At 56.4% G+C, this 23,492-nt stretch carries 18 protein-coding genes and 2 pseudogenes; 8 read left to right on the forward strand and 12 right to left on the reverse strand.

Translation table 11 applies throughout. The features are described 5' to 3' along the window. Positions 1–204: 204 nt before the first annotated feature. From NKJ17_RS29760 to NKJ17_RS29775, 4 genes and pseudogenes are all read right to left on the reverse strand, one after another. The gene (locus tag NKJ17_RS29760; protein ID WP_352691325.1) at positions 205–1,200 is read right to left on the reverse strand and encodes an isopenicillin N synthase family dioxygenase; all 996 of its coding nucleotides are present in this window, start codon (positions 1,198–1,200) and stop codon (positions 205–207) included. Positions 1,201–1,433: 233 nt separating this feature from the next. Beyond that, on the reverse strand, positions 1,434–2,141 hold the full coding sequence (locus NKJ17_RS29765; RefSeq protein ID WP_352691327.1) for a class I SAM-dependent DNA methyltransferase: 708 nt from the start codon (positions 2,139–2,141) through the stop codon (positions 1,434–1,436). Positions 2,142–3,280: 1,139 nt separating this feature from the next. Next, a complete protein-coding gene (locus NKJ17_RS29770; RefSeq protein ID WP_352691328.1) occupies positions 3,281–4,072 on the reverse strand; it encodes an SDR family NAD(P)-dependent oxidoreductase in 792 nt (263 codons plus the stop codon). Between the two features lie 1,021 nt (positions 4,073–5,093). Next, positions 5,094–5,357: pseudogene (locus NKJ17_RS29775) on the reverse strand (transposase); the annotation flags it as partial. Here NKJ17_RS29775 and NKJ17_RS29780 point away from each other — a divergent pair. Next, the gene (locus NKJ17_RS29780) at positions 5,356–5,622 is read left to right on the forward strand and encodes a transposase (protein WP_352691329.1); all 267 of its coding nucleotides are present in this window, start codon (positions 5,356–5,358) and stop codon (positions 5,620–5,622) included. The pseudogene NKJ17_RS29775 and the gene NKJ17_RS29780 sit on opposite strands and share 2 nt — an antisense overlap. 186 nt (positions 5,623–5,808) lie before the next feature. Here the strand turns inward: NKJ17_RS29780 and NKJ17_RS29785 are convergent, their stop codons facing one another. Together NKJ17_RS29785 and NKJ17_RS29795 are read right to left on the reverse strand one after the other, a co-directional pair. Next, entirely contained in the window at positions 5,809–6,423 is a 615-nt protein-coding gene (locus NKJ17_RS29785) for a 4'-phosphopantetheinyl transferase family protein (RefSeq protein WP_352691331.1), read from the reverse strand. 950 nt (positions 6,424–7,373) lie between these two features. Next, positions 7,374–7,586, reverse strand: a pseudogene (locus NKJ17_RS29795) (IS66 family transposase); the annotation flags it as partial. A gap of 874 nt (positions 7,587–8,460) precedes the next feature. On the opposite strand from NKJ17_RS29795, the gene NKJ17_RS29800 reads away from it, so the two are divergent. The 5 genes from NKJ17_RS29800 to NKJ17_RS29820 all read left to right on the forward strand — a co-directional run bounded on the left by NKJ17_RS29800 (position 8,461) and on the right by NKJ17_RS29820 (position 13,439). After that, a complete protein-coding gene (locus NKJ17_RS29800) occupies positions 8,461–8,745 on the forward strand; it encodes a hypothetical protein (RefSeq protein WP_352691333.1) in 285 nt (94 codons plus the stop codon). Positions 8,746–8,780: 35 nt separating this feature from the next. Further along, positions 8,781–9,260, forward strand: a complete 480-nt coding sequence (locus NKJ17_RS29805; RefSeq protein WP_352691351.1) for a CmcI family methyltransferase — start codon at positions 8,781–8,783, stop codon at positions 9,258–9,260. Positions 9,261–9,987: 727 nt separating this feature from the next. Beyond that, complete coding sequence (locus NKJ17_RS29810) at positions 9,988–11,577, forward strand: ABC transporter substrate-binding protein (protein ID WP_352691335.1); 1,590 nt, start codon at positions 9,988–9,990, stop codon at positions 11,575–11,577. An 18-nt stretch (positions 11,578–11,595) separates the two neighbouring features. Beyond that, positions 11,596–12,552 (forward strand): ABC transporter permease, encoded by a 957-nt coding sequence (locus tag NKJ17_RS29815; protein WP_352691337.1) that lies wholly within the window; start codon positions 11,596–11,598, stop codon positions 12,550–12,552. Between the two features lie 35 nt (positions 12,553–12,587). Continuing rightward, positions 12,588–13,439 carry an ABC transporter permease gene (locus tag NKJ17_RS29820; RefSeq protein ID WP_352691338.1) on the forward strand — a complete coding sequence of 284 codons (852 nt, stop codon included), beginning with the start codon at positions 12,588–12,590 and terminating at the stop codon, positions 13,437–13,439. 287 nt (positions 13,440–13,726) lie between these two features. On the opposite strand, the gene NKJ17_RS29825 is transcribed toward NKJ17_RS29820, so the two are convergent. From NKJ17_RS29825 to NKJ17_RS29840, 4 genes are all read right to left on the reverse strand, one after another. Continuing rightward, positions 13,727–15,217 (reverse strand): carnitine 3-dehydrogenase, encoded by a 1,491-nt coding sequence (locus NKJ17_RS29825; RefSeq protein WP_352691340.1) that lies wholly within the window; start codon positions 15,215–15,217, stop codon positions 13,727–13,729. Between the two features lie 81 nt (positions 15,218–15,298). Beyond that, positions 15,299–16,198, reverse strand: coding sequence for a 3-dehydrocarnitine:acetyl-CoA trimethylamine transferase BcoG (bcoG, locus tag NKJ17_RS29830; protein WP_352691341.1), 900 nt, complete (start codon positions 16,196–16,198; stop codon positions 15,299–15,301). A 138-nt stretch (positions 16,199–16,336) separates the two neighbouring features. Beyond that, on the reverse strand, positions 16,337–17,113 hold the full coding sequence (locus tag NKJ17_RS29835; protein ID WP_352691342.1) for an SDR family oxidoreductase: 777 nt from the start codon (positions 17,111–17,113) through the stop codon (positions 16,337–16,339). A gap of 476 nt (positions 17,114–17,589) precedes the next feature. Then, on the reverse strand, positions 17,590–18,219 hold the full coding sequence (locus tag NKJ17_RS29840) for a TetR family transcriptional regulator (RefSeq protein ID WP_352691344.1): 630 nt from the start codon (positions 18,217–18,219) through the stop codon (positions 17,590–17,592). 497 nt (positions 18,220–18,716) lie between these two features. On the opposite strand from NKJ17_RS29840, the gene NKJ17_RS29845 reads away from it, so the two are divergent. Together NKJ17_RS29845 and NKJ17_RS29850 are read left to right on the forward strand one after the other, a co-directional pair. Beyond that, on the forward strand, positions 18,717–19,694 hold the full coding sequence (locus NKJ17_RS29845) for an ABC transporter permease (protein ID WP_352691346.1): 978 nt from the start codon (positions 18,717–18,719) through the stop codon (positions 19,692–19,694). A gap of 147 nt (positions 19,695–19,841) precedes the next feature. Next, complete coding sequence (locus tag NKJ17_RS29850) at positions 19,842–20,870, forward strand: quaternary amine ABC transporter ATP-binding protein (protein WP_352691347.1); 1,029 nt, start codon at positions 19,842–19,844, stop codon at positions 20,868–20,870. Positions 20,871–20,913: 43 nt separating this feature from the next. Here the strand turns inward: NKJ17_RS29850 and NKJ17_RS29855 are convergent, their stop codons facing one another. Then, the gene (locus NKJ17_RS29855) at positions 20,914–22,206 is read right to left on the reverse strand and encodes an amidohydrolase family protein (RefSeq protein ID WP_352691349.1); all 1,293 of its coding nucleotides are present in this window, start codon (positions 22,204–22,206) and stop codon (positions 20,914–20,916) included. 128 nt (positions 22,207–22,334) lie between these two features. After that, a complete protein-coding gene (gene proX, locus NKJ17_RS29860) occupies positions 22,335–23,345 on the reverse strand; it encodes a glycine betaine/L-proline ABC transporter substrate-binding protein ProX (RefSeq protein ID WP_352691350.1) in 1,011 nt (336 codons plus the stop codon). Positions 23,346–23,492 lie beyond the last annotated feature (147 nt).

Genomic DNA, 23,492 nt, shown 5'->3' on the forward strand with positions numbered 1-23,492 from the left:
ACCAAACAAGGGTATCCGCTCGTCCTCTTGCCCATAAAGGACCGCCGCCATTTTGACTAATTACGTCAGCCTCTTAACGGAGTGCGACCGTCTGCCGTGGCCCCAGCAAATTGCGTACCAATTGGCGCACCGTTTCAGCTGCACCACTTCCCCTTCTGCCCGCCCCTGGCGCCCGTCATGTGAGTAATTGCAGCTCCGCTCTCATTACGCTTTGGCCAAGTGAGCGTAACTAGCCGCGAAACGCGCGAATTTGTGCTCGCCGCACGTCACCGGGTTGTAGCGAAGCGGGTTGCTGTCCGTGACGCATGAGGGCAATGGTTCGATGATCGCGTCGAAATCAGCGTCAATAAAGAAGGGATTTGAGTATCGCTCGTGTCCCGAGGTATTCACCACGCGGTGCATGTTCGCCAGGTAGACAGCATTGGTGAGCCGCTGAATCAGATCGCCAATGTTGATTACGAATGTGCCGTGGATCGGAATGCCCTCGACCCAATCGCCATCTCGGTTCATGACCTGAAGACCACCCACGTCGTCCTGCGCCAGGATGGTCAGATTGCCGTAGTCCGTGTGGGCGCCAATACCTATGATCTCTTCGCCAATGTAGCCACTCTGCGGCGGATAATGAAGCAGGCGCTGAATGCTGATCGGGTTGCGCATGAAGGTTTCGAAATAGCTTTCCGACTGGTCCAGGCTGAGCGCGATTCCCTTCAAGAGTATTTTAGCGAGATCCACCATTTTTTGATGGTATCCGTATGTCAATTTCTGGAACTCGGGCAAACTTGAGGGCCACTGGTTGGGGCCAAAAAACGGACCTTCCAGCGTCGAACGTTCAGGTCCGATGTCAAAGCACTCCTTCAGGTCTTTCGTCTTGCCCGGATCGGTGTTCTCCCCGAACGGCTCAATGTATCCGCGGAGCGCCACATCGGATTTGCTAACGTGCAATGTCATCTTCTGCGACGTGGGCAGATCAAAGAACCGACGGCTCACATCGAACACCGAATCCACAAAATCCTGCGGAATACCGTGGTTCTTCACATACATGAACCCAGTGTTCGACAACGCCCAACGTATCTCCTTCGCCACCCTGTGCTTGTTGCTGCCATCGAGAAGCGGCGCGATGTCAACGACCGGCAGCTTGTCAAAGCTTTCGCGTTTCGCGCGCAGCTTGTCGTCCAGTTTACCTACGAGACCTTTGCGCATTAATCACCTTTGTTTGACGATGGAGCCGAAACAACGAATTGGACATTTTTGACTAGCAGCATGAAGAATTGCCGGGAAGGTTGGTATCTGGCGCGATGCGTTCTTCCGTGGTGCCATGCTCAACAATGTAGAAGACACCGAACTCCTGGCAGGGGATCCGTAGGCGATCGCGGCTCTTCGTGTCTCTTTGAATAGGCTGCAAGTCATCGCCAGCGAGTTTTGCGATGGCGTCATCATGGCCGCTGCTCCGTTGGTGCACTGGCCTTCATGGGCACCTGGAAAACCCAGTAGTGCGCGTCCTCCTCCGCTACGTATCTGCCGTCGTTTAGACGCTGTGCCGGTATGAGGATGCCCGCATTTTGTAGACTCCGCACCTCATCTTCAAAGGATGTGGTCTCCGCATAGCTCTTCCGGGTGCTTACGATGACGAATCCGTTCGGGCGCGTGACGCGGGCCAGTTCGCGCAGTGCATCTGGTCGGACATGCCCGAGCGTGAAGACGCCGCAGCAGACCGTGATGTCATAGCTCGCGCTGGAGTAGTCGGAGAGCGGCCCGTTAAGGTCGACATCGCCTCGGACATTGCGGTAGACGCAAGTTTGCTGGGCCTTTTCGGCCATCTCCACGGAGAGATCAAACCCGTCGATCAACCGGAACCCGAGGCGTTTCAGTTCCACGCCCACGAGGCCTGTTCCGCAGCCAGCGTCCATGATTGCGATGGCTGCTCGGTGCCCAGCCAAATAGGCCGTCTGCATGGCGCCCGCGAGTTCCGCCACGATCATCGGCCCGCAGTATCCATCGCGGCCCACATCCGAATCGTAGGAACTGGCCCATCCGCGATAGAAGTGGGCCAAGCGACCGGCGTCGCTGTCGAGAGCGTGGGAATCCTTAATGCGCTTTCGGGCGGCTTGCTCCAGTGCCGTCTGCCGATCGAGGGTGTTCATGATAGTTCCTCCGCGTGTGAGTGATCCGAATGCCGTAAAGTTGTCATTGGAGGCGCAATGGCCGGCTCAACCCAAGACCTGTTCGTTCCGTACGCTGAGCCGGCCGTCGCGGGCGCTTCAAGCGAAATGCACGCCACCTGCTGCCGCCGGACGGGCGATCTCAAGCGTGCTCAGTTTGATGTGTCGACTTGAGCACTGTCCGGCGCAGTCCGGCCAAGGCGCCCCTGTGCGCCTACTAATTTGTCGAAGACATTGCGTGGCAGCGGCAGGTAGGTGACAACAAATGCCGTACTCGCGGGTCGCATCTCGATGCGTCTTGTAACCGGGTGTTCTTTTCCGGCAAGTCGTTCGCGGCCGCGGGATTGATGTTTTGTTTACCTGATAGCCGGCGTCCAAGAGCTTGGCTGCCCGCTGGCACAACCCTGCCGGCACCAATAAATCCGATCCAGTGTGGAAACAAGCGGCGCCCACCGCGCTTCGTTCAGCCTCGACAGTACACATTGGACTTCCTTCGCAAGCCAATCGGTGAAATTTATAACTAGGCTCCACAGAAGGAATATCATCGAACTTGTGTATCAGCCAGCCAGTTAAAGATAAGAATACATTTCACAGTTTTTAAGGTCAGTTTACTGTATTTTATGTTCCATCACACTATTGTCATACTTGTCCAACGGAAGAGGTGGTATCTTCCCGCGAGCTGACATGAACCTATTCGACAGCCAGAGAGGTCGAGATCCACTTCGACTGATCCGACACCCCCTGACCGGTGCTAGCGCCGGAGACCAGGCTCAAGCTCGCCCCCATCGCATGATCTTCTCTTCCTGCATGTTGCCGGCCAAGCCAGGGTGTCGGGCGCCGGCCGGCTCAAGGCGAGGAGGTTGCGCGCCCCAAGCGTACATCGCTTGATGCCAGCGCCAAAGCGACCCGTTTCGGGTCAATCTCACTATTCCATCGAGATTGCATCGAGGCTCTGAAGCCCCCATCCCGTGCCCTGCTGCCGGCGCACCGGCAGCCTTTGTAGGTCCGAATGGCGACGCATTTATCAGCGCGAAAGATGCCAGTTGGACTGTCGCCCCGGCAAAAGTCCGCTCTCGCAGATCATCGAGCGCACAGTCAGCGCGCGCATGCCGGTCCTAAGTTTAGCTGCAAGGCTTCGGCAGCAGTCCAAGATGGCTCCCGGCATCGACAATAATGTTCTGCCCGGTAATGTTTGACGCTTCCGTTAGGAAGAACAGCGCAGCCTCGGACGTCTGCTCCGGTGTTCCTGCCTGGCGTAGAGGTGTTCTCTGTTCCTCGTCTTCTTTCAGCTTGTTGTATTCAACTTCGCCCAGGCCATTCAGCATCCAACGGGTCTGGATTAGGCCGGGGGAAATGGCATTCACCCGAACGGCAGGGCTGAGCCAGCGTGCCAGCACCAGAGTAAGAGTATTTAGGGCGCCCTTAGACAGCATATACGGCAGTGAGCTGCCGTTGCCGATAAGGGTGCCATTGGTGGACACATTCACGATCGCGCCGCGTTTTTTGCTTTCCTCCCATTGTTTTCTCATCGCCGGAAACACAGCACGGCACATCATGAAAGCGCCTATGGTGTTCACGCGAAATATGCGGTCGAAATCCTCCGGCGTGACGTCTTCAAGTTCGCCGGCTTTTTGGAACCTTGTGGTGGCAGCGTTATTGAGAAGGCCGTCGATGCGCCCCCACTCGCTCAGGGTCTCGGCGGCCAGTTTGCGGCAATCGGCATCCTGCGCCACGTCGGCCTGCACAACGATGGCTTCAACACCGTGCGCTTTGACTTTGGCATAAGTCTCGTCGGCCTCCTTCTTGCTTCGACTATAGTTGACCGTGACGTTCCAGCCACGCGCTGCGAGGCCGATGGCACAAGTCGCTCCCAGGCCCGTAGCCGATCCTGTCACAATTGCTACTTTAGCCACGGTGTTTTCCTATGCTTCAGACATTTTGACGGAGTCAGGCGACGCGCAAACAGCGGCCTCGCACCAAGTTAATTTGGGATTTTAAGTCGCAGGCGGTAGGACGGCTCCTTCCCGAGCTTAATGGACGCGCGAGGCGCACGGTTGAAAGTACTCCGGCGGCTACGCGGGTGGTGGCGATCGAAAACCGGCCGAGTAACCTGTTAGCTCTACCATTATCGGTCATGGCGCTCCTCGATGAGTTGACGTTGCTCAGCTCCTGCGATTATGTCACTCGCGAATTCTCAGCCGAATTTTATGGGAGCAATATAGCGATTTTTTCGTACTCTTCTGACAACAATATTGTGAAACATTCACGACCAGTTTGAATTCTCTCGCCGACAATTGTGAAGCTTGTTTAACAGTTGATTCTTGGTCAATTTTTCTCTGTGGCGCGGTGATCAGAGGCATAACAGACAACTCGGAGATTTTCGAGACAGGGTTTGCGGGTTTCGGTCGCGCGCGTCCGAGGAGGGCCGCCTTGCGGGCGAACGGAGGTGTAGCTGACTGTCCGTATGGATATCGCTACTGACTGCCGCCAAGTCACCCGTCTCGAGATGGTTGACACTGGCCGCCGGCCGCTGGTCGGAGGGGGGGGGAGCTGCGGATCGTCTAAGAGAGCTATTCGGCTCCGCGGCAGGCATCCGCGACAGCGCGGCGTCACCGGATTTCCACCCCACTGCTGTTTGTCTGGCGCAAGGCGGAAGCCGGGAGCCTCTACGAACGCAGGGATCCTGCATTGGCCTGACGCTTTTGGCTCGATTGCAAGGCTCGGGAACAGCGACGACGAAACAGTGGATCAGCATGCCGTAAGCCCTGTGCAAAAAGCGGGCTTCGTGCGCGAACCATTTATTGGGAACGGCGTGCACGGATCTCATCATGGCCTGGCTGCAACAGCAGTCCACTCGAGAGAGGCCGGATACATTTATGCAACTGGAATCGTCATCGGCGATGTCGCGAACCCTTGCACGGACGGGGCGGACGATACATTCTTTCCCACAAGATCCTTCAACGCGGCATTGTCGAGCATGGCGTCGGCCAGAAGCCGCTTCAGCCGCGTGTTCTCGTCCTCCAGAGCCTTCAGTCGCCGAGCCTCGGAGACATCCATCCCGCCGAAGCGGGCCTTCCAGTTGTAAATCGAGGCGTCGCTGACCCCGTGCTTGCGGCACAGATCGGCAACCGATACCCCGGCCTCATGTTCCTTCAAAATTCCGATGATCTGCTCTTCAGAGAAGCGGCTACGTTTCATGTCCTGGTCCTCTCGATTGGCCAGAACGAACTTCAAACCGGATCAGATCAGAGGGGCAAGATCATGCTATCTCGACTTCGTCGTCGAGATCATCCGTCGATCCGACGACCAGAAGCGCTTCGAAGTCTTGCCCCGCCGCCGGGTCGTCGAGCGGACATTCGGCTGGATGACCCGATGGCGCCGCGTCGTGCGCGACTACGAGCAGCGCATCGACGTCTCTCACGCCATGATTCTTGTCGCAGTGGCCGGCAATCTCACCCGCTGAAAACACCTATCCGTGATTTTCCAAACGGACTCTAGGGCAAAGACCAGATACCGGGGCGAGTTTCTCCGCTTCTTCTACGCGGCGATCGGGAGCGAGCGCCTGAAAAGGGTATGCGCGGCCCGCTGAAAAAGCGCATGATTTCCGATGGATGCGGCAGCGGCGGCATTTACTAACATGACACCAAACCTATCTTCGATCAGGTCTTTTTAGATAAGCCAAGCCGATCACATTTTTGGAACGGTATATTTGAATGGAAAAAGTACAATTTGCCTTCGGCACGTAAGCGACGGTGGAGTCGATGTCAATCTCGACGTCCTGAAACTCAAGGGTTTCGTTGCAAAGTGGGAAAAACGCCTTATAGACGGCCTCCTTAAGAACGAACAGATCTCGTCGCCGGAGCAAACGCGAGTCGTACATTCTTTTCTCTCTAGAAGTTGCAATCAAATCAATTAAGCCGCTGGGAAGAGGTTCATTCGGCTCAACATCGATACCCAGTGCTCCGATGGCTTTCGTCTCTGCAATAGCGGCGGCTGCTACTGTATCGTGATGGGCCAAAGAGCCAACAATGCCGACCGGCCAGATCGGAACACCAGATTGCGTCTTTAAGATTGGCATCGGTGGAAATCCTAGTGTGCCTAGGAGGGTTCGGGCGATAATTCTTGCCGCACCACTTTGGCGACGAACTTTGACAACAGCGCGCCCCATTGCAGCAACTTCAGAAGCGAACAAGGCGGCCTCGTCGACGTGTTCTATCGGACGAATGCCAACTAGGATCTGTTGATCAACCCTTATAATATCCACCTATTTGGCCCCTCCTTTGAGGTTTCCGGACGGGATTCTTACGCAATATAGCTAGTGGTCGAGTCCCGACAACAGGGTCCCAGAGGACGGAGGATGTTCTTGGGCGCACGATCACCAAGAACCGGGTTGGCCGGCCGTGGACTAAGTGCGTGCTTTTGCGACGAGGGTGGTGGCGGCGCGGCTGTGGGGTAGCCTGGAAACTTGCCGAAGAAGGCCACCGAGTGAACATTCTAACGCCAGATCCGGTGGTCCCTCAGGAACTGCAGCACGGCTGCCTATGTTCCGCTGCGGCGCATACTGCGTCGGCTTCGTCGGCTGGGCGTCGCATTGCCGTGCAGAACCCGAAGCTGGCAGGTTGCTCAGCATACCAGGCGTCGGCGCGATCACCGTCAGTGCGATATTTAGCTGGAGTGCGGGATATCCGCGGTTTCCGATCAGGCCGACTTCGCGGCATGGCTCGACCTTGTGCCACGTCAGAACTCGAGCGGTGGCAAGAACGGTTGGGACGCATCACGACTTGGGCGATCGCACTATCCGCCGGCTCCTCTTCATTGGCGCCATCTCAACGATACGTGGTCGCGCAGCAGGCCGAACTTCGCTCAAAGTTGGCTAGGCGCATTATTGCGCGCAAGCCGATCAGGCTCGGTGCAGTCGCAGTGGCCAATAAAATGGCGAGGACCATCTGGGCAGTGATGACGCGAGAGGAGACCTAACGCAGGGCATAAGTATCGGCCGGCAGGATCAGCGGGTCCTGGCGGTCGTGGTGCATCGGCGCTGAATGGGAAGATAACGCGCAGTGATAGACGAGATCGGGGCACCCAGTTAAACCCTGTAGGCGCCCTAAGCGCGTCAATTTGTTATGGACCCGATCCGCGGATCTCACCTGGGCCGGCGGCCAAACGTGCCGCCTCCTGGGGAGGCCGGACACATGGAAGCCGCCAAGTTTTCGCGCATCGCTCCAACAAGACCCTTACATGTTGCCGGTACTTGGCGCCGCCGTGGAAGCCGGCGAAGAGCGCGTTCTTGCGAATTGAGCGTTCGACCGTGTTGGAGTCGATCTCGATGCGGCCATCGTCCAGGAAGCGGGTCAGGGCGCGAGGGTGTAGGGTTGCCTCGGCGAGTTTGTCTTCTCTGGCTGGTAGGGCGAGCTTCTCGCGCAGCCAAGTTCGGGGCGGCAAAATGAAGCGCTCGTCAGCCGGCTGGACCATAACCGCGGGGGGGCAGCAGCCCCCTTCGAACCAGACAGCTTCAAACCCCCAGCGCGTTCACAAGTCCAGACACAGCCGCGGGGAAAAAAGACGCCGCGCCGCCACATGTCCGCCGCTCAGCGTCAAATCAGAGGCTCATGAATAAGGCGGTAGCATTGATCTCAGCTACTCCAGGCTGGCGCGCCAGGTCGAAGGCTGTATCGCGGAGCCATCTTGGTCGACAGACCGGTCTCGTCGTTGTAAAAGGGTTTAAACTTTATCTGACAGGCGGTGTCCTAGGCTGAAGCTTGAGCCGATCCCGGCGCAGAGTGGTCAGGGTTCGCAGCGCCCAACCCGTTACCAATAAAGCTCTTGCCATGCAGAGGTTCATCGGTAGAACTCGCCCCGATGCTATCCAGTCGCCGCCTGACACAGGCTCAGGCAGAAGTCGCAGCAGCCGAAGCGGAGCAGGGTCACCTTGGTGCATTTGATGAGCCACGCCCTTCTCGCCTAGAGTCCCGGCCCGCGGTGCGGCCGCATGCGTCCACACCACGCTTGAAGAGCGAAGAATGCCAGACCCTTTCCGCTCGCCCATAGCATCTACGCGGCGGAACAGCACAGCTGCGCGTCTCTAGCCGCGCTAAGCGTGAAGCGTGTCCAAGACCTGCCAGTGGCGGAGCGAATCTTGATGTAGGGGTTCGTCCATGATGTCCCGGACCCGACAAGCGCGCGGACATTCCAGCAGGCATGCGGGCGGCTTTTCGCTCTCGTTAAAAGCGCGCAACCTCATTCTGGAAGTGGCACGCCGATTGCATCGATAAGGAGGCAGATGCAACATGGAGATAGACTCATGAAACTCGCTTCCGGGTACAAGGCTTTTTGGGATGCCGCCCACGAGAACTACCCCGATCAGATGAAGCGCGACGGACTTCTTGATCAGGGGTGGCGAGAGTTCATTCCTGACTGGCTGGGAATGTTTGACACCATTAGCAACGTGCTGAACACTGATGATTCTGGGCGCTTTGCAAGGCCATCCGATAGAACATGGATGTCGTCTATCTTCCCATGGATTGCTGACAAGCGCTCCACCAAAATCGGAGCCTTGGCAAAGACTTATAAAGGACTATACTTATAAAGACTCCTTTCGATCTTGCTCTGTATCCGCGGCTAATTTGGGAACTTCAGCCGAGGACAATCATAGAACTGGGTTCATATCAGGGTGGCAGCGGACTGTGGTTTGCTGATAATATGTCGGTGCTGTGTGATAACGCCGGTGAAGTACACTCCTTTGATTTGTACACCAAGTGCGTCCATGAGAATGCGACAAAGCATCCACTGCTTACTTTTCACCAAATCGACCTTTCTGATGCTACCAACTTCGATGAAAATTTGTTGGCGCGGCTTCCTCATCCTTGGCTTGTGATCGACGACGCTCACGTGCAAATATTTTCCATATTTTCTTACTTAAACACGTTCATGACACATGGTGACTACTACGTGATTGAAGACAATCCAGTGCAAGTAAACAAGGAGATTATCGACGGATTCCAGTTGATAGAGGAGTCAGGTTTTCTAATTGATACCTACTATACCGACGCGTTCGGAATTAATGTAACTTGTGCTCCAAATGCATGGCTTAGAAAGTCGTAACCGTGGCTCTGATATACAGCTCCGTTGGGCTCGTAACGTAGGCAACGCCAGATTGACGGAGTTGCGAGCCGGTCGATGGTGTGATCACTGGGAAGGACAGACCGTGCGACATCCGAAATAAAATCACTCGGCAGGCTACTTTTTTTCGCGGCTATGGCTCCGGGCAGCCATGCTAATCCGGCTCATCACTAACGTCGGAGATAGACGAGCGTGCGTGGAACTGTGAAACCGTTTGCTTCTAGCAGCCCGCCACTGATGCACTGGGCCGGCGGTGTCCCTGGCACCTTCTTTCCAGCGAAAGACCCAGCGGCCCTAGGCCGAGGCCGCAGAACCCCTTTGCAGGGCATATTGATATCGGCAGCCCTCAGCCTGCATCAGTTGTTGCAGAGGCCTGATGGTGAGGCTTCAGGGCCAAATCCAACGATCCATCTCATGCCAGGATTTCCTTGGTAACCCCACCCATAACAAAGCGTTGAGACCAAAGGGCGAGTTTTGGATGGGCACGCGGACGTTGAATAAATGTCATGCGGCAGGTGACAATTTCTCGCGACTGTCGAGCCAGAAGGCCGTGTTATCCCCGCGTGGCAGCCTTTCTTGGGGTGGAAACTCGCATGCCTGCAGCGACCGAATGACCGTTGGCGACGGGAGGAACGTTAGTGAGCCATCATGACCTCCCGATGTCTCGCCGGTTGCATAAACTATAACAATAGCAAGGAGGAGAACAGCAATGAACAATTGGGACGAACGTTTGAAGCCTGATGCGGGTGTCAGCAGAAGGACTTTACTGAAGACGGCAGCGGGCGCCGGCGCCCTTGCCCTGGCATCGTCAAGCGGCATCTATGGCGCTGTCGCTCAAGCGTCACAACCGAAGAAGGGTGGCCATTTCAAGATTGGGATCGGCGCCGGTGCGACGTCCGACTCCCTTGACCCGGGATCATTTGCCAACCAGTTCATCGAGTTATACGGCAAAACCATTCACGGTTATCTCACGAGCATCGACGCAGACGGTAAGCTCAATGGTGAACTCGCCGAGTCCTGGGATGTGTCAAAGGACGCGAAGACCTACACCTTTAAGCTGCGCAGCGGGGTCGAATTTCACAATGGAAAGACCTTGAGTGCCGAGGACGTCGTCGCCTCGATCAACCACCATCGTGGTGCAGATTCCAAATCCGGAGCGAAGACCATTGTCGATCCCATCGACGATGTCCGTGCAGACGGAAAAGGAACTGTGGTCTTTACTTTAAAGAGCGGCTACGCCGACTTTCCGTATCTTCTTGAAGATTTCCATCTGGCCATCGTACCTGCCAAAGACGGCAAGGCGGACCTTTCGGGGGTTGGTGCCGGGGGTTACGCAGTCGTTAAGATTGACTTCGGCGTCAAGGGTTCCGGGAAACGGTTCGCCAATTACTGGAAAACGGATGCGGCCTGGTTTGATTCGTTCGAGGCCCTTGCCATCCAGGACGTCACAGCTCGCACGAATGCGCTGACCACCGGTCAGATCCACGCCATGGACAGGACCGACCTGAAAACCGTCCACCTCTTGGAGCGGAATAGAAATCTGGAGATCTTATCCATCGCCGGAACTCAATTCTACTGCACGCCCACGGATTGCGCCGTGGCACCGCTGAGCAATCCAGATGTTCGCTTGGCACTGAAATATGCCATTGACCGCCAGCAACTGCTGGACACCTTGCTGCATGGCCACGGCAAGCTCGGCAACGATCACCCGATCGGGACCACAAATCGGTTCTACGCCAAAGATTTGGAACAACGGCAGTTCGATCCGGACAAGGCTCGGTTCCATCTCAAAAAGGCTGGCCTTTCGGAACTGAACATCGATCTGTCGGCTGCTGACGCAGCGTTTGCCGGAGCGGTGGATACAGCGGAGATTTACCAGCAGAATGCGGCCAAGGCCAGCATCAACATCAAAGTCGTTCGCGAGCCAAACGATAGCTATTGGGATTCGGTTTGGCTGAAGAAGCCATTTTACATGAGCTATTGGCTCGGCCGTCCTACCGCGGACTGGATGTTCTCCCAAGGCTATGCCGCCGATGCGGCCTGGAACCAGGGTCATTGGAAAAATGCTCGCTTCAACGAACTGCTGCTGGCTGCCCGGTCCGAACTCGATGACGCCAAGCGCTTGACGATGTACACGGAAATGCAGAGCATTGTCAGAGATGACGGCGGCGAAGTCATCCCGGTTTTTGCAAACAACGTCAGTGCTTTGTCTCGTAAAATCGGCCATAACAAGATCGCGTCCAATTGGGATCTGGACGGATTCCGCTGTATTGAGCGCTGGTGGTTCGCTGAAGCCTGAGCTTGTTGAAAGCTAGTTATGAACTCTATCGCCAAGATCGTTGGTCAGCGCGTTGCACTCGGCGCGCTGACCCTGTGGATTGTTTCCCTTATGATTTTCGCGGGGATACAGTTCCTACCGGGCGATATCGCAACGCAAATGCTGGGGCAGTCGGCGACACCGGAAACGGTGGCTGCTTTCAGGAAAAGCCTTGGTCTCAACGTCCCCGTCTATCTTCGGTATTTCGACTGGCTCGGTGGAATACTCCAAGGGAACTTTGGAACGGCACTCTCCAATGGACGGGACATCGGGGAACTGATTGCCCCTCGCCTTTTCAATACAATGTTTCTGGCGGTGAGCGCAGCGGTGATTTCCGTGCCGCTCGCACTGCTTGGCGGCATCGTGGCAGCGCTGCATCGCAATACATTTCTCGACCGTGCCCTCAATGTCGTCGTATTGGCCTCGATCTCCTTCCCTGAGTTCTTTGTGGCGTATATCCTGATCCTACTCCTCGCCGTCCACGCAGGAATTCTGCCGAGCTTGTCCGATGTCGATTTAAGCACCACCCTTCTGATGCGGCTGAATGCCGTCGCGCTGCCCGCATTCACGCTGGCCATAGTCGTGCTGGCTCACATGATGCGGATGACCCGTACATCCATCATCAACCTCCTCGGCAATCAGTACATTGAAACGGCCCGGCTCAAAGGGATGTCTGAGTGGCGCGTCATGGTCAGGCATGCGCTGCCAAACGCCTTGGCGCCCATAGCAACCGTGGTCGTGCTCAACCTTGCCTATCTCATCACCGGTGTTGTCGTAGTGGAGGTTGTGTTCGTCTATCCGGGGCTGGGCCAGCTGATCGTAGATTCGGTGCAAAAGCGTGACATTCCCGTCGTTCAGGCATGCAGCCTGATTTTTGCGGCCACCTACGTGCTTCTGAACCTGACCGCGGACATCCTTTCTATAGTGATGAACCCGCGGCTGATGCACCCCAAATGACCTTTCAGCCATGACAGGCTATAGCGAGTGACGACATGACAGCTGTGCAGCCCGGAGCGTTGAAAAAAGGGGCTAGCGTATTCGCATCGGCGCCGTTGAGTGCGCAATTCGGTATGGTCGTGATCGTGCTTTACCTCGTTGCGGCCGTGTTCGCGCCACAACTTGCCCCGTATGGCGAGGCCCAGATCGTCGGCGATCAGTTCGAGCCATGGAGTTCCAGTTTCTGGCTTGGAACTGACAATCTTGGGCGAGACATGTTCACGCGGCTCATCTTCGGGGCTCGCAACACCATCGGCATCGCCTTGCTGACGACTGCGCTGGCTTTTTCGATTGGAACTTCGGCCGGGCTCGCGGCCGCCAATTTCGGTGGGTGGGCAGATCAGGTGCTCTCCAGGATCGTGGACATCCTGATGTCCATTCCGCAGCTCATCTTCGCGCTGCTGCTACTTTCCATCTTCGGCACAACGACGACGTCCCTTATCCTGATTATTGCGGCGCTCGATTCCACGCGCGTATTCCGGCTCTGCAGGGCGGTCGCGATCAACGCGGCGGTCTCGGATTATGTCGAGGCTGCCAGGCTCCGTGGAGAGGGCCCCATGTGGATTATGGGACGCGAGATCCTGCCCAACATCCTTCCCACCCTAATTGCTGAATTTGGTCTCCGCTTTTGCTTTGTGTTTCTTTTGATCAGCGGTCTCTCCTTCCTCGGCCTAGGCATCCAGCCGCCTACCTCAGACTGGGGCTCGATGGTCAGGGACAGTGCAACCCTCATCGCCTACGCCGACACCACGCCCTTACTACCCGCCGGGGCGATCGCGCTTCTGGCCGTGTCCGTAAATTTGGTCGTGGACTGGTTCCTGCATACCGCTAGCGGATTAAAGGACTGAGCCCTGCAAATACCGCTTTGCTTTGGCAATAGGCATGTGCGGCGCCGTTCGAAGTTATCCGACTTAGCGCGGACAAGAACACCCTGCAGTTTACCTGGCCACAGCTGATTTCCGGAGGCAGCGATAGGCCGAAGGCTCGTCTCCGATCACGGCGACCAACGTCACCCCTGCGGCAGCTGGGACGCGTAGCAGCCCTACGCGCATGGCGTCAAAGCGTCAAAGGCAAGAAAGTCGTGGGCCCGTTTATCCTTCTACAGAGCGAAGGTCGAAACTCTGCTGAAGCAGGTTCATCGCTTGCCGGCTCCTACAGAGCGCCCTGCCCCCTCAGGCGCGGGGAGATTTGCGTGGGCGTCGAGCAATGGCTGGAGGGTGGCCATGATCTCGGGCAAGGGCGCCACGGAACGTCCCTCGCTCGACGAAACATGCAGCATCAAGCTCTCGTACGTGGACAACAGTCGACCGTCCGAGGCTCTGTACAATGACATGAAGGCATGGACCTTTTTCCCATCCGAGGGGAGGAGTTGCGCCTCGACATAGAGGGCGTCACCAAGCTTTGCCTCGCCAAGGAGCCGAACATGGCTCTCCACGGTGTAATAGCTATGCCCGCCCTGCACATAGTCGGCGTCGGCGCCGATCAGCAGAAGAAGCGCGTCGCAAGCGTCGGCGAAGCACTGCGTATATCGGTACTCCGTCATGTGGCCATTATAGTCGATCCAGGCAGCAGGAACTTTCACTTCGAGTAGTTTTAACGGTTGCTGGCTGGGAGCGACCTCGGCTCTTGGCGCGGTTTTCCGAAGGTGGGATTCGAAATCTGCCAGAAGCTTGCCGGCGCCCCAGCCCCGCCCCTCGTCGCCGGCCTTGAGCGCATGCATGATTCCGACCAGGTTCTGGTCCCGGATGCGCTCGAGCTCCCTTATCCCGCGCTGGCCTGACTGAGCGTCGGACTGAGCCGCGATCTTCTCAACCAGTTCATCGTCGAGGTCGACGACGTCGGTCAACTTGGTCCAGGGCCATGTAAGGCTGGGGCCGTATTTGGAAAGGAAGTCGCGCATGCCCGCTTCGCCGCCGGCGATACGATACGTCTCAAAGAGTCCCATCTGCGCCCAGCGAAGCCCAAACGAGTAGCGAATGACGTTATCGAGGGTCTCGGTATCACAGATGCCGTCCTTGATCAGCCAAAGGGCTTCCCGCCAGAAAGCCTCTAAAAGGCGGTCGCCCACGAACGCGTCAATCTCCTTGTTAATAATCAGGCCCGTCATGCCGACGGTCGCAAGCTTGGCCTTTGCGTCCTCTAGCGCTGATCTCGATGTTTTCTTGCCACCAACCAACTCGGCGAGGGGCAGCAAATAAACAGGGTTGTAGGGATGAGCGACGAACATGCGCTCAGGATGCTTCATCTCGCGTTGGAGCTCGGTCGGCATCAGGCCGGAAGTGGACGAGCCAATCAGACCTTGCGGATCAGCGGCAGCGTCAATCTGGTTGAGCACCCGCCGCTTGACGTCAAGGCTTTCCGGCACACTCTCCTGGATCCACTGGGCGCCCTGAACGGCCTCCTCCAGTGAGTTGCTGAAGCTCAAGGTGCCTTTGGCTGGAAGCGGCGCTTGTGTGAGCATCTGATAGGCACGCTCGGCATTGGCCATGACCTCTGATACGAGTCGCTGCGCTTCCGGATGCGGATCGAAGATCCTCGTATCAATACCGGCCAGAACAAAGCGCGCAGCCCACGCACCGCCAATAACGCCACCGCCAATACAGGCTGCCTTAGTGAACTTAACCATGTGCGCTTGCGCTTCCTAATCCCGGTTTGACGGCGGTTGCAAGGACAGCAGGCATAGCCCGCTGTCCTGCAGGAACCCTGGTTATCGCTTGGTCAGCTTGAGCTTGCGACGCACCTCATCGGGACCGATGATCTTGCCACCCATACTCTCGACGATATTCACGGCCCTCTCCACCAGTTGACCATTGGTGGCCAACTGGCCCTTGGCGACATACAAGTTGTCTTCGAGGCCGACACGGATGTTGCCGCCGGCCAGTACAGCCGCGGCAGGATATGCCATTGCATCGCGGCCGATGCCGAAGGCGGAAAATGTCCAGGTCGGCGGGATGGCGTTCACCATCGCCATGAATGTGGTCAGGTCATTGGGGGCACCCCACGGAACCCCCATGCACAGCTGAACCAACACCGGATCCTCGATATGGCCCTCCTCGACGAGCTTCTTGGCGAACCACAAGTGTCCTGTGTCAAAGCATTCGATCTCCGGCCTGACGCCGAAGTCCGTCATCATTTTGGCCATCGCGCGGAGCGTTCCCGGCGTATTGGCCATTATGTAGTCCTGCAGATTGAAATTCATTGAGCCGCAGTCCAGTGTACAGATCTCGGGCACACACTCCGCAATTGGCGCAAACCTCTCGGTGGCGCCAATAACGTCAGCAGACGGTGCCAGCGGAAATGGCTCCTCGATACTGCCGAAAACAATTTCACCGCCCATTCCAGCGGTGATGTTCAGCACGATGTCGATCTCGGCCTGGCGAATGCGGTCAGTGACCTCTTTGTAAAGTTCGTTCTTGCGGGATGGCGCCCCAGTCTCGGGGTCACGGACGTGAATGTGGGCTATCGCAGCACCCGCCTTGGCGGCTTCAACGGCTGCAGCTGCGATCTCTTTGGGAGACCGCGGCACGTGACGTGAGGTTGCCGCGGTATCTCCTGAGCCCGTCACGGCACAGGTGATGAAAACTTCTCGGTTCATAGCAAGGGGCATCAGGATTGTCCTCTTCGTAGGAGCGATTGTGGGCGGCAGGCCCCTGCCCTTTTCAAACAAGGGTGGCGGCAGCTTGCTGTGTAACTGTGCGAAACAGCGGCCGAAGGTACTTACGGCGCGCTGTCGCGTAAGGCAGGGTCAGTATTCAGTGGCGATGGTCTGACCATCGATTGCGAGAGACTGGCCCGAAATGATGCGGCCCTGGGGACTGCAAAGGTATACCATCATAGCCGCAATATCATGCATGCTCACCAGCCTCCGCATGGACTGCTGCTCAAGCATGGTCTTGTTGATCTGTTCTATCGATATTCCACGCGATGCAGACGCCATCTGATTCACGCGTTCAAGTCTGGGTGAATCAACGTTTCCGGGGCAGATCGCATTAACGTTGATATTGTGCGGACCAAGTTCCATCGCCATGACTTCGGTCAATCCGATAATGCCATACTTGGCAGTACAATACGGCGTGCGAAGAGAGTAAGGGAGAAAGCCCGCTGTCGAAGACATATTGACGACGGTCCCGCCTCTCGCTTGTTTGAGGCGCGGCACAGCAGCCCGCGCACAATAGAATGCGCCGTCGACATTCACAGCGAGGGTCGCTCTCCATTCTTCATCGGTTACATCTTCGACCGGCTTCGACGGACCTGATGTACCGGCGTTGTTGATCAAAACGTCCAATCCTCCTAGACGGCGATCGATTTCCTCGAACAGCTTCGCCACCGCTTTTGAATCAGACACATCAGCTTTGATAGCTATAACGTTCGCCTTCTCCTCGGCGATCCGAATTGCCTCATCGTCGACGTCGCAAACGAGCACTTTCGCACCCTCTGCAACGAAATGCTCCGCTACGACTTTCCCGATACCGTTAGCGCCCGCCGTAATAAGAACCCGCTTACCTTTTAACGCCAGATCCATCTTGATCTCCCGATCGAATGAGAAGTTCCCGTCTCGCCAGGCTCCTCGCCAAAGGCGCAGTCTTTTGAGATAGAATGGTCATTATATATCCTGCGTGCCATCGTCAAGGTCAGCCCGCACCCTAAAGGTAGGTTCCCGCAGCTGGTTGTTGCCAGGCCGGGGGCTGTTGGGCGTGGGGTCGGCCGGAGGGCGCGAAGCCTTTATGTGCTGCAAGACTTGATTAGACGGGCGTTTTCGACGTCTCGGCCGCCGAGATGGTCTTGAGTCGCCGTGAAGTGTGCCTTCCCCGCCATTTCACATGGTCAACACCGGACTCATGAATCCAATGTGTATGCTATGTAACAAGCATTATACGTTGGAGGCAGCGGCGCAACACCGCTCCACCGTCTCATCAATCACTGCCCAGGCTCGGTTCTGTCTTCCGTCAGGATGCTGACTTGGCGCCAGACATCATTGTAAAATTGTAAAGTGCTTTGCTACTTTTTCTTTCGTTCCGGGTCGACCGACGCGGTCTGTTCCGCCCAACCGCGAATTAGGCTCAAATGTAAGTGCAACTGTGACCTTTGCACCGAGCTTGTCCAGACGGCACGATTTGTGACTCCGCCCGCTCCTAGGCCAAAAATGAAAGTGATAATCGATCGAAGTACCGTCTCGAAGATCTCGGGAGGCCATTGTTCACTCTCCGGCCAAGCGGCGCGGATGACGTGGTCGTAGATCTTCCGACCCTCGAGATGGAGCGTACGATTGAGTTTGCGATATTCCGCATCAGCAGCAATTACGCCCCAGAAGTTGACCCAGATCGCACTGTCGTCAGCGTGAAGTTTTGAGGCGGGTATTGAAACGTCAAGGAGCGTTGCAAGATCCCTTTCCCCTTTCTTCAGTAGGCGAGCGATCTTGCTTTCTATGTTGAGAAATGGAATGCGCAAGGCAGCAGCAATGATGTCTGCTTTGCCCTCAAAATAGTGGGTGATCATGCCTGTTGTGACGCCTGCGGCGTTGGCAATGTCGATCATGGTTACGGCGGAAATACCCTTTGCCGCTATGGCTTTACCGGCCGCCTTGGCGATGCGGAGGCGCGTTTCCTCAATGTCAATCTTTTTTGGCATGGCCTTGTAAACGCTCCAGGACTCACTTTAGGCCACCGCAACCAAAGCGGTGCCTTTGCCCGTCATACGGGGGGATTCCCATTCCTAACAAGCCTTAAATGGATAGTGCCAGGTATCTTTGACCGCGTTTCGTATTATGGCAGCTATATAACCCGCAGGATCTCCAAGCGAAAACCTGCGTCGATTTCGCCTCTTGTGGTTGTTCCGGTCTCCCGACCTGCGGAGGGAGATAGGTTAGCTGGCGCTTATCGATGTTTCATACTAATGTAGGAAAATGCTCGCGTTCACGCGCCGAATGGCAGTGGTGTCAACCGGGGCTGGAATCGGTTGGATAGCCCGGCAAAGTCTTGACGCTCAGGGGCTTGCATGAAGCGTCCCCGAAATAATGTCACGCGGCAGGCTACTTTTTTACACGGCGCCGCCTTCACTCGTCGTGCTAAGCCTACAGGTAAACTGGCTCGAAAATCCAATGGGGAACAAGGATGAGCGGATGTAGTGTGTTAAATCCGTTTGCATGCGGCACCCTGCCGCTGGCGCAGTGGGTCAGCGAAGCGTTGCGATGGCTGGTCGACAACTACCGCCCGGTTTTCCAACTGGTGAAGGCCCCTTTCGATACCGTTCTTCAGTCGGTGGTATCTTTCATGACGTCCGCGCCGCCTTTGGTGGTGGTCGCTGTGATTGTCCTCGTAGCATGGCAGCTGGCGAGCTGGCGCCTTGCTGCCGTTTTAGGTGCGATCCTGTTCTTCATAGGTTTCATCGGCGTTTGGGCGGAATCCATGATTACCCTTTCGATCGTCCTGACAGCGTTGATTTTTGCGTTGGCCATAGGCATTCCGGTCGGCATCCTGGCCACCCGTTTCGGCTGGCTCTATGCCGTTCTTCGGCCAGTCCTCGACGGAATGCAGACCATACCGGCATTCGTGTACCTTGTGCCCATCGTCATGCTATTCGGCATCGGCAACGTGCCAGGCGTGATCGTAACGGTCATTTTCGCAGTCGCCCCCGTGATCCGGCTGACTTATCTCGGTATCATTCAGGTGCCAGAAGAAGTTGTCGAGGCCATGAAGGCCTTCGGCGCCAACGACCGCCAGTTGCTCCTAAAGGCCCAACTGCCGCTGGCGCTCCCAACAATAATGGCGGGCGTCAATCAGACACTCATGATGTCGTTGTCGATGGTCGTCGTCGCGTCAATGATCGCCGTCGGGGGGCTCGGCCAAATGGTGTTACGGGGCATTGGCCGCCTTGATGTCGGGTTGGCCACCACCGGTGGTCTTGGCATTGTGGCGCTTGCGATCGTGCTCGACAGGCTCACGCAGGCGCTGGCTAAGCCCCGCCGGCGGCCTGGTGAGATCTGGGACCACGGACCTGTTGCGGCGTTGAAACTCATCTTGGCGCTATTCAAATCGTCGTCAGTTCAGGCCTCGGTCGAAAAAAAACCCTATCAGCTCAATGCTCGCGCTGAGGGTACGAATTGAAGGCCTCGGGAAAATGCTGCCAGCGACTGGATGGCCCAGTCACGGACACTCGGGAACAGGTGGACTTGCGCGAAATCAGCGAGGTGTTTGGTACATTGCCTCCCGCAGCCGGCCGTTCGAGCGTGGTACCGATAGATTTGGTAATTAATGAATAAGCCCGTGATTCAGTGCTCCGGCGTATGGAAAATCTTCGGGGACTGCGCTCCTGCAGCCTATCGGGCGATTCAGGATGAAGGCCTTTCAAAGTCCGAGATCCTAAAAAAATTCGGCTGCGTAACTGCCGTCGCCGATGTCTCGTTTTCTGTGGATCAAGGCAAAATCTTTTGCATTATGGGACTCTCGGGCTCAGGCAAGTCGACCCTGGTCCGGCATATCAACCGGTTGGTGGAACCCACTGCTGGCGAGATTATCGTCGCAGGCCGCAACATCAACGCCTTGAACACCAGAGACCTTCGGGCGCTCCGGTCTGAGAGCGTAGGAATGGTCTTTCAGAACATGGCTTTGCTGCCCCATAGAAACGTGGAAGACAACGTCGCGCTAAGCTTGGAACTGCGCGGTAAGAAGCGCTCCGAACGGGCTGCCAAGGCGCGGGAGAAGCTTAAGCTCGTCGGCCTCGAGGAATGGGCCCATCGCTACCCTGAGGAACTATCCGGTGGCATGAAGCAACGCGTGGGATTAGCCAGGGCCATGGCCGCCGACCCTGAGATCCTGCTGATGGACGAGCCGTTTTCAGCACTGGATCCACTGATCCGGCGCCAGTTACAGGCGCAGTTCATTGAACTCTCGAGGCTCGTTAAAAAGACCACCATCTTCATCACCCACGACCTCGATGAGGCGATCCGGCTGGGCGATCGTATTGCAATTATGAAGGACGGCCGGTTTGTCCAGGTCGGCACGCCCGAAGAAATCGTGACCGAGCCCACCGATGAATATGTAGCTGATTTTGTGAAGGGCATATCCAGGTTGGACCTGGTGACAGCTCGCAAGATCATGAAACCGATCGACAGCTCGCTGGCCCTGCCCGCTTACAGTCACGCTATCGCAAGGGCGGACGCGACTATTGGCACCCTCATCGGAATGGCAGCCGAAAACGACGGGGACATCACTGTGCTCGACGACAAAACGCCCGTCGGCACAATTTCCCGTAAGGATTTGCTGCTCGGGATTAAGGGATGAAGGTTCAACAGGCTCCGCGATGCGTTTCAGCCGCTTTGCAAGGCTACGGCTGCCCCTGCATCGCACCGCCAAACAATTCCCGCGCGTTTCCATTCATCAGGCATGCTGCCAGCTCGGGAATATCCGAACGGCCGACCCAGTTTCGCTGGACAAGGTTCGAGAGGGTCTCAGCGATGCCTTGGCGCGCGATAACGCTATGACCGACGACATTTTCCACCATGATGTAGTCGCCTCCAAAGGTCAGCACCTTGTTGGCCGGCACAGCAACCAAGAATTCCGTTAAGAATCGCACGCTCGCTACGGGATTGACGATCCACGCCCAGCACAGATCCACATAGGCATTGCTATACTGTTTGCACAGAGCGATGATTTCGTCCTGGTAGGGGTAGCCTATGTGCATCAAAACGAAACGGACCTCGGGGTAATCCTGCAGAAGGCTGCAAAGGTCCGCCGCGTTCTCCTTTACCCGTGCAAGAGGCATGGAGTCCCTGGTGGCAAAGTAACCGGTATGCAGCTTGACGGGGAGACCGTATTCACCCGTTTTTTTGGCGCAGTAGTGAAAGAGGTAATCCTGTAGGACCTTTTCCCCATGCGGTCCGATAAATGGCCGCTCGGCGTGGTGTGCTTTGAAGAAATCCGCGGCAGAGCGTTTAGAGACATGTTCGAAATTCAATCGCCGCGAATAGGCTCCTTGGTATTTGACAGCAACCGCCTGTTTACCGTAGCGCTCGAAGAAATGGTCGATCGCGCCTAGCCAGTCCTCGAAGGTCTTTAGGGTCAGGCCGGTCTCACTCTCGACCTTCGCAAAGTCGGCGGCACTGCACCGGCTAAGCTCCAGAATGCTGATATCCTGCCTAAGCAGTGTCGGAGTTTCACTTTCCATGAAGATCCGCTCAAGTGAATTCACATGACACTCGGTCAGCCTGCTTACGTTCTTTAGGACGTACTCATAGTAGCCAGGCTTTTTGAGGTCGTAGTACCTGCTGGCGAGCTCTTCCACGTGCTTCAATGAGAATGACTCGATCCCGTAGAGTTTACGCAATGTATGGGAGAAAGCCTGGGCGTAGCCCGTGTGTTTCATGCGCTCCCAGAACGGGTGCACGAGCTTGAACTTGTCGATCGACGGCGTCTCAGGATCGTAAAAGCGCAGCTCGTCAGCGATGCTCATCCCCGCGCAGTGAAGGTCATCCTGCATGTATTCCCTGAAAAGAAGGGCCCAATCATCGCAAGGGAAGAGCCAGCCGGTGGACCCCTTCGTCCGTCGTGACTCCTCTACGAGATGCTCGTGAGTGTCAGCCAGATCCGTTTCAGCGACTATTTTTGCGATCCAGTCCATCTCTGTCCTTCGCTCATCGTCTCGCCGATGGATCAGGCTGATCCTAGAAGTATTTGCCGGCAGAATTCGTTAGAATCCCGCCGGCAGACGTCTGGCAATAGGGAGTTACCCGAAAGGGCGATGCCTGATTATTTAGCAGCCTTGGCTTCCGCAATCCATGCGTCCCATTGCGACTTGTGTTTCGCCTTCCAGTCCTCGGCGTGAGCAAGTACCTGCGTGGCCGAAGTCTCTCCTTGGTGCTCGAGCAAATTCTCGGCATTTACGTCCTCAATCGGGACTGCCACCAACTCGAACCACTTGCGTGCAGCGGGATTTTTTTTCAGGAAATCAGTGTTAGCGATCACGTGCTGGGTGTTGACCGGAAATCCGGTATTGCCGATGCCAGGCACGTCGGTGACGGCACCAACCTGGTCGTCCGGCAGCGCCGTTGACGTCACCGTCAGCCATGCCACTTCCTGGCCGGGCCGCAAGACCGCGCTCAGCCAATTCGGCGTCCAGGCATAGTACAACGTAGGCTTACCTGCCTTGATCCTCTCGATCGCATCGGCAATGATCGTTTCATAGCTGCCCTGCAAGTGATGCACAGTGTCTCGCAGACCGTAAGCATCCAGCTGGTGTTCAATTACCCGTTCACACCCCCAACCAGGATCGCAGCCATAAAGGTCGGCCTTTCTATCGCCGTCGATATCGAACAGTTTGGCGATAGCCGGATCCTTGAGCTGGTTGATCGTCTTGATATCGTTGGCGTCGGCAGTCTTCTTGTCAATCAGGTAGCCCTGAATGGAGTTCGTCACCAGCGTGCCTACCGGCTGCAGCTTCGCCTCGCCGCCAGCCTGTTCAAAGAATGATTTATGGAGAGGATTCCAATAGGCGGGGTAGTAGGTCGCGTCACCGTTGGCAACCGAGACGAACGCCGCCTGCATCTGCATGGAGGCCGAATCCCGCACATCATATCCGAGGTCCTTGAGCCCCAGGCTCACCAGGTCCCCCTGAAACCATTCATTGACGTAGTTCTGATCGGCAGGTTGAACGGTAACCCCCGTACCAGGCAATTCGTCTGCGACAGCCGCCGTCACAGCTGTGGCACTAAACATCACTAACACAGCCTTCTGAAGCCCCATCCTGCCATTCAATCGCATCCACGTTCTCCCTTCTGTTATGGTTCACCGGAAAAATCCGACGCTGCCAAATATGGTGCTCGTGACCTTGCCCCTCTGATCTAATCCGGTTTGAAGTTCGTTCTGGCCCATCGAGAGGACCAGGACATGAAACGTAGCCGCTTCTCT

The organism is Mesorhizobium sp. M0208 (assembly GCF_040322015.1).
Lineage (GTDB): Bacteria > Pseudomonadota > Alphaproteobacteria > Rhizobiales > Rhizobiaceae > Mesorhizobium.

What these genes read in the sequence shown, in the direction of transcription:
- NKJ17_RS29760 (WP_352691325.1), bottom strand. Translation starts at nt 1,200, where the DNA reads ATGCGCAAAGGTCTCGTAGGTAAACTGGACGACAAGCTGCGCGCGAAA.
- NKJ17_RS29765 (WP_352691327.1), bottom strand. Translation starts at nt 2,141, where the DNA reads ATGAACACCCTCGATCGGCAGACGGCACTGGAGCAAGCCGCCCGAAAG.
- NKJ17_RS29780 (WP_352691329.1), top strand. Translation starts at nt 5,356, where the DNA reads ATGTCCTGGTCCTCTCGATTGGCCAGAACGAACTTCAAACCGGATCAG.
- NKJ17_RS29800 (WP_352691333.1), top strand. Translation starts at nt 8,461, where the DNA reads ATGAAACTCGCTTCCGGGTACAAGGCTTTTTGGGATGCCGCCCACGAG.
- NKJ17_RS29810 (WP_352691335.1), top strand. Translation starts at nt 9,988, where the DNA reads ATGAACAATTGGGACGAACGTTTGAAGCCTGATGCGGGTGTCAGCAGA.
- NKJ17_RS29815 (WP_352691337.1), top strand. Translation starts at nt 11,596, where the DNA reads ATGAACTCTATCGCCAAGATCGTTGGTCAGCGCGTTGCACTCGGCGCG.
- NKJ17_RS29820 (WP_352691338.1), top strand. Translation starts at nt 12,588, where the DNA reads ATGACAGCTGTGCAGCCCGGAGCGTTGAAAAAAGGGGCTAGCGTATTC.
- NKJ17_RS29825 (WP_352691340.1), bottom strand. Translation starts at nt 15,217, where the DNA reads ATGGTTAAGTTCACTAAGGCAGCCTGTATTGGCGGTGGCGTTATTGGC.
- bcoG (WP_352691341.1), bottom strand. Translation starts at nt 16,198, where the DNA reads ATGCCCCTTGCTATGAACCGAGAAGTTTTCATCACCTGTGCCGTGACG.
- NKJ17_RS29835 (WP_352691342.1), bottom strand. Translation starts at nt 17,113, where the DNA reads ATGGATCTGGCGTTAAAAGGTAAGCGGGTTCTTATTACGGCGGGCGCT.
- NKJ17_RS29840 (WP_352691344.1), bottom strand. Translation starts at nt 18,219, where the DNA reads ATGCCAAAAAAGATTGACATTGAGGAAACGCGCCTCCGCATCGCCAAG.
- NKJ17_RS29850 (WP_352691347.1), top strand. Translation starts at nt 19,842, where the DNA reads ATGAATAAGCCCGTGATTCAGTGCTCCGGCGTATGGAAAATCTTCGGG.
- NKJ17_RS29855 (WP_352691349.1), bottom strand. Translation starts at nt 22,206, where the DNA reads ATGGACTGGATCGCAAAAATAGTCGCTGAAACGGATCTGGCTGACACT.
- proX (WP_352691350.1), bottom strand. Translation starts at nt 23,345, where the DNA reads ATGCGATTGAATGGCAGGATGGGGCTTCAGAAGGCTGTGTTAGTGATG.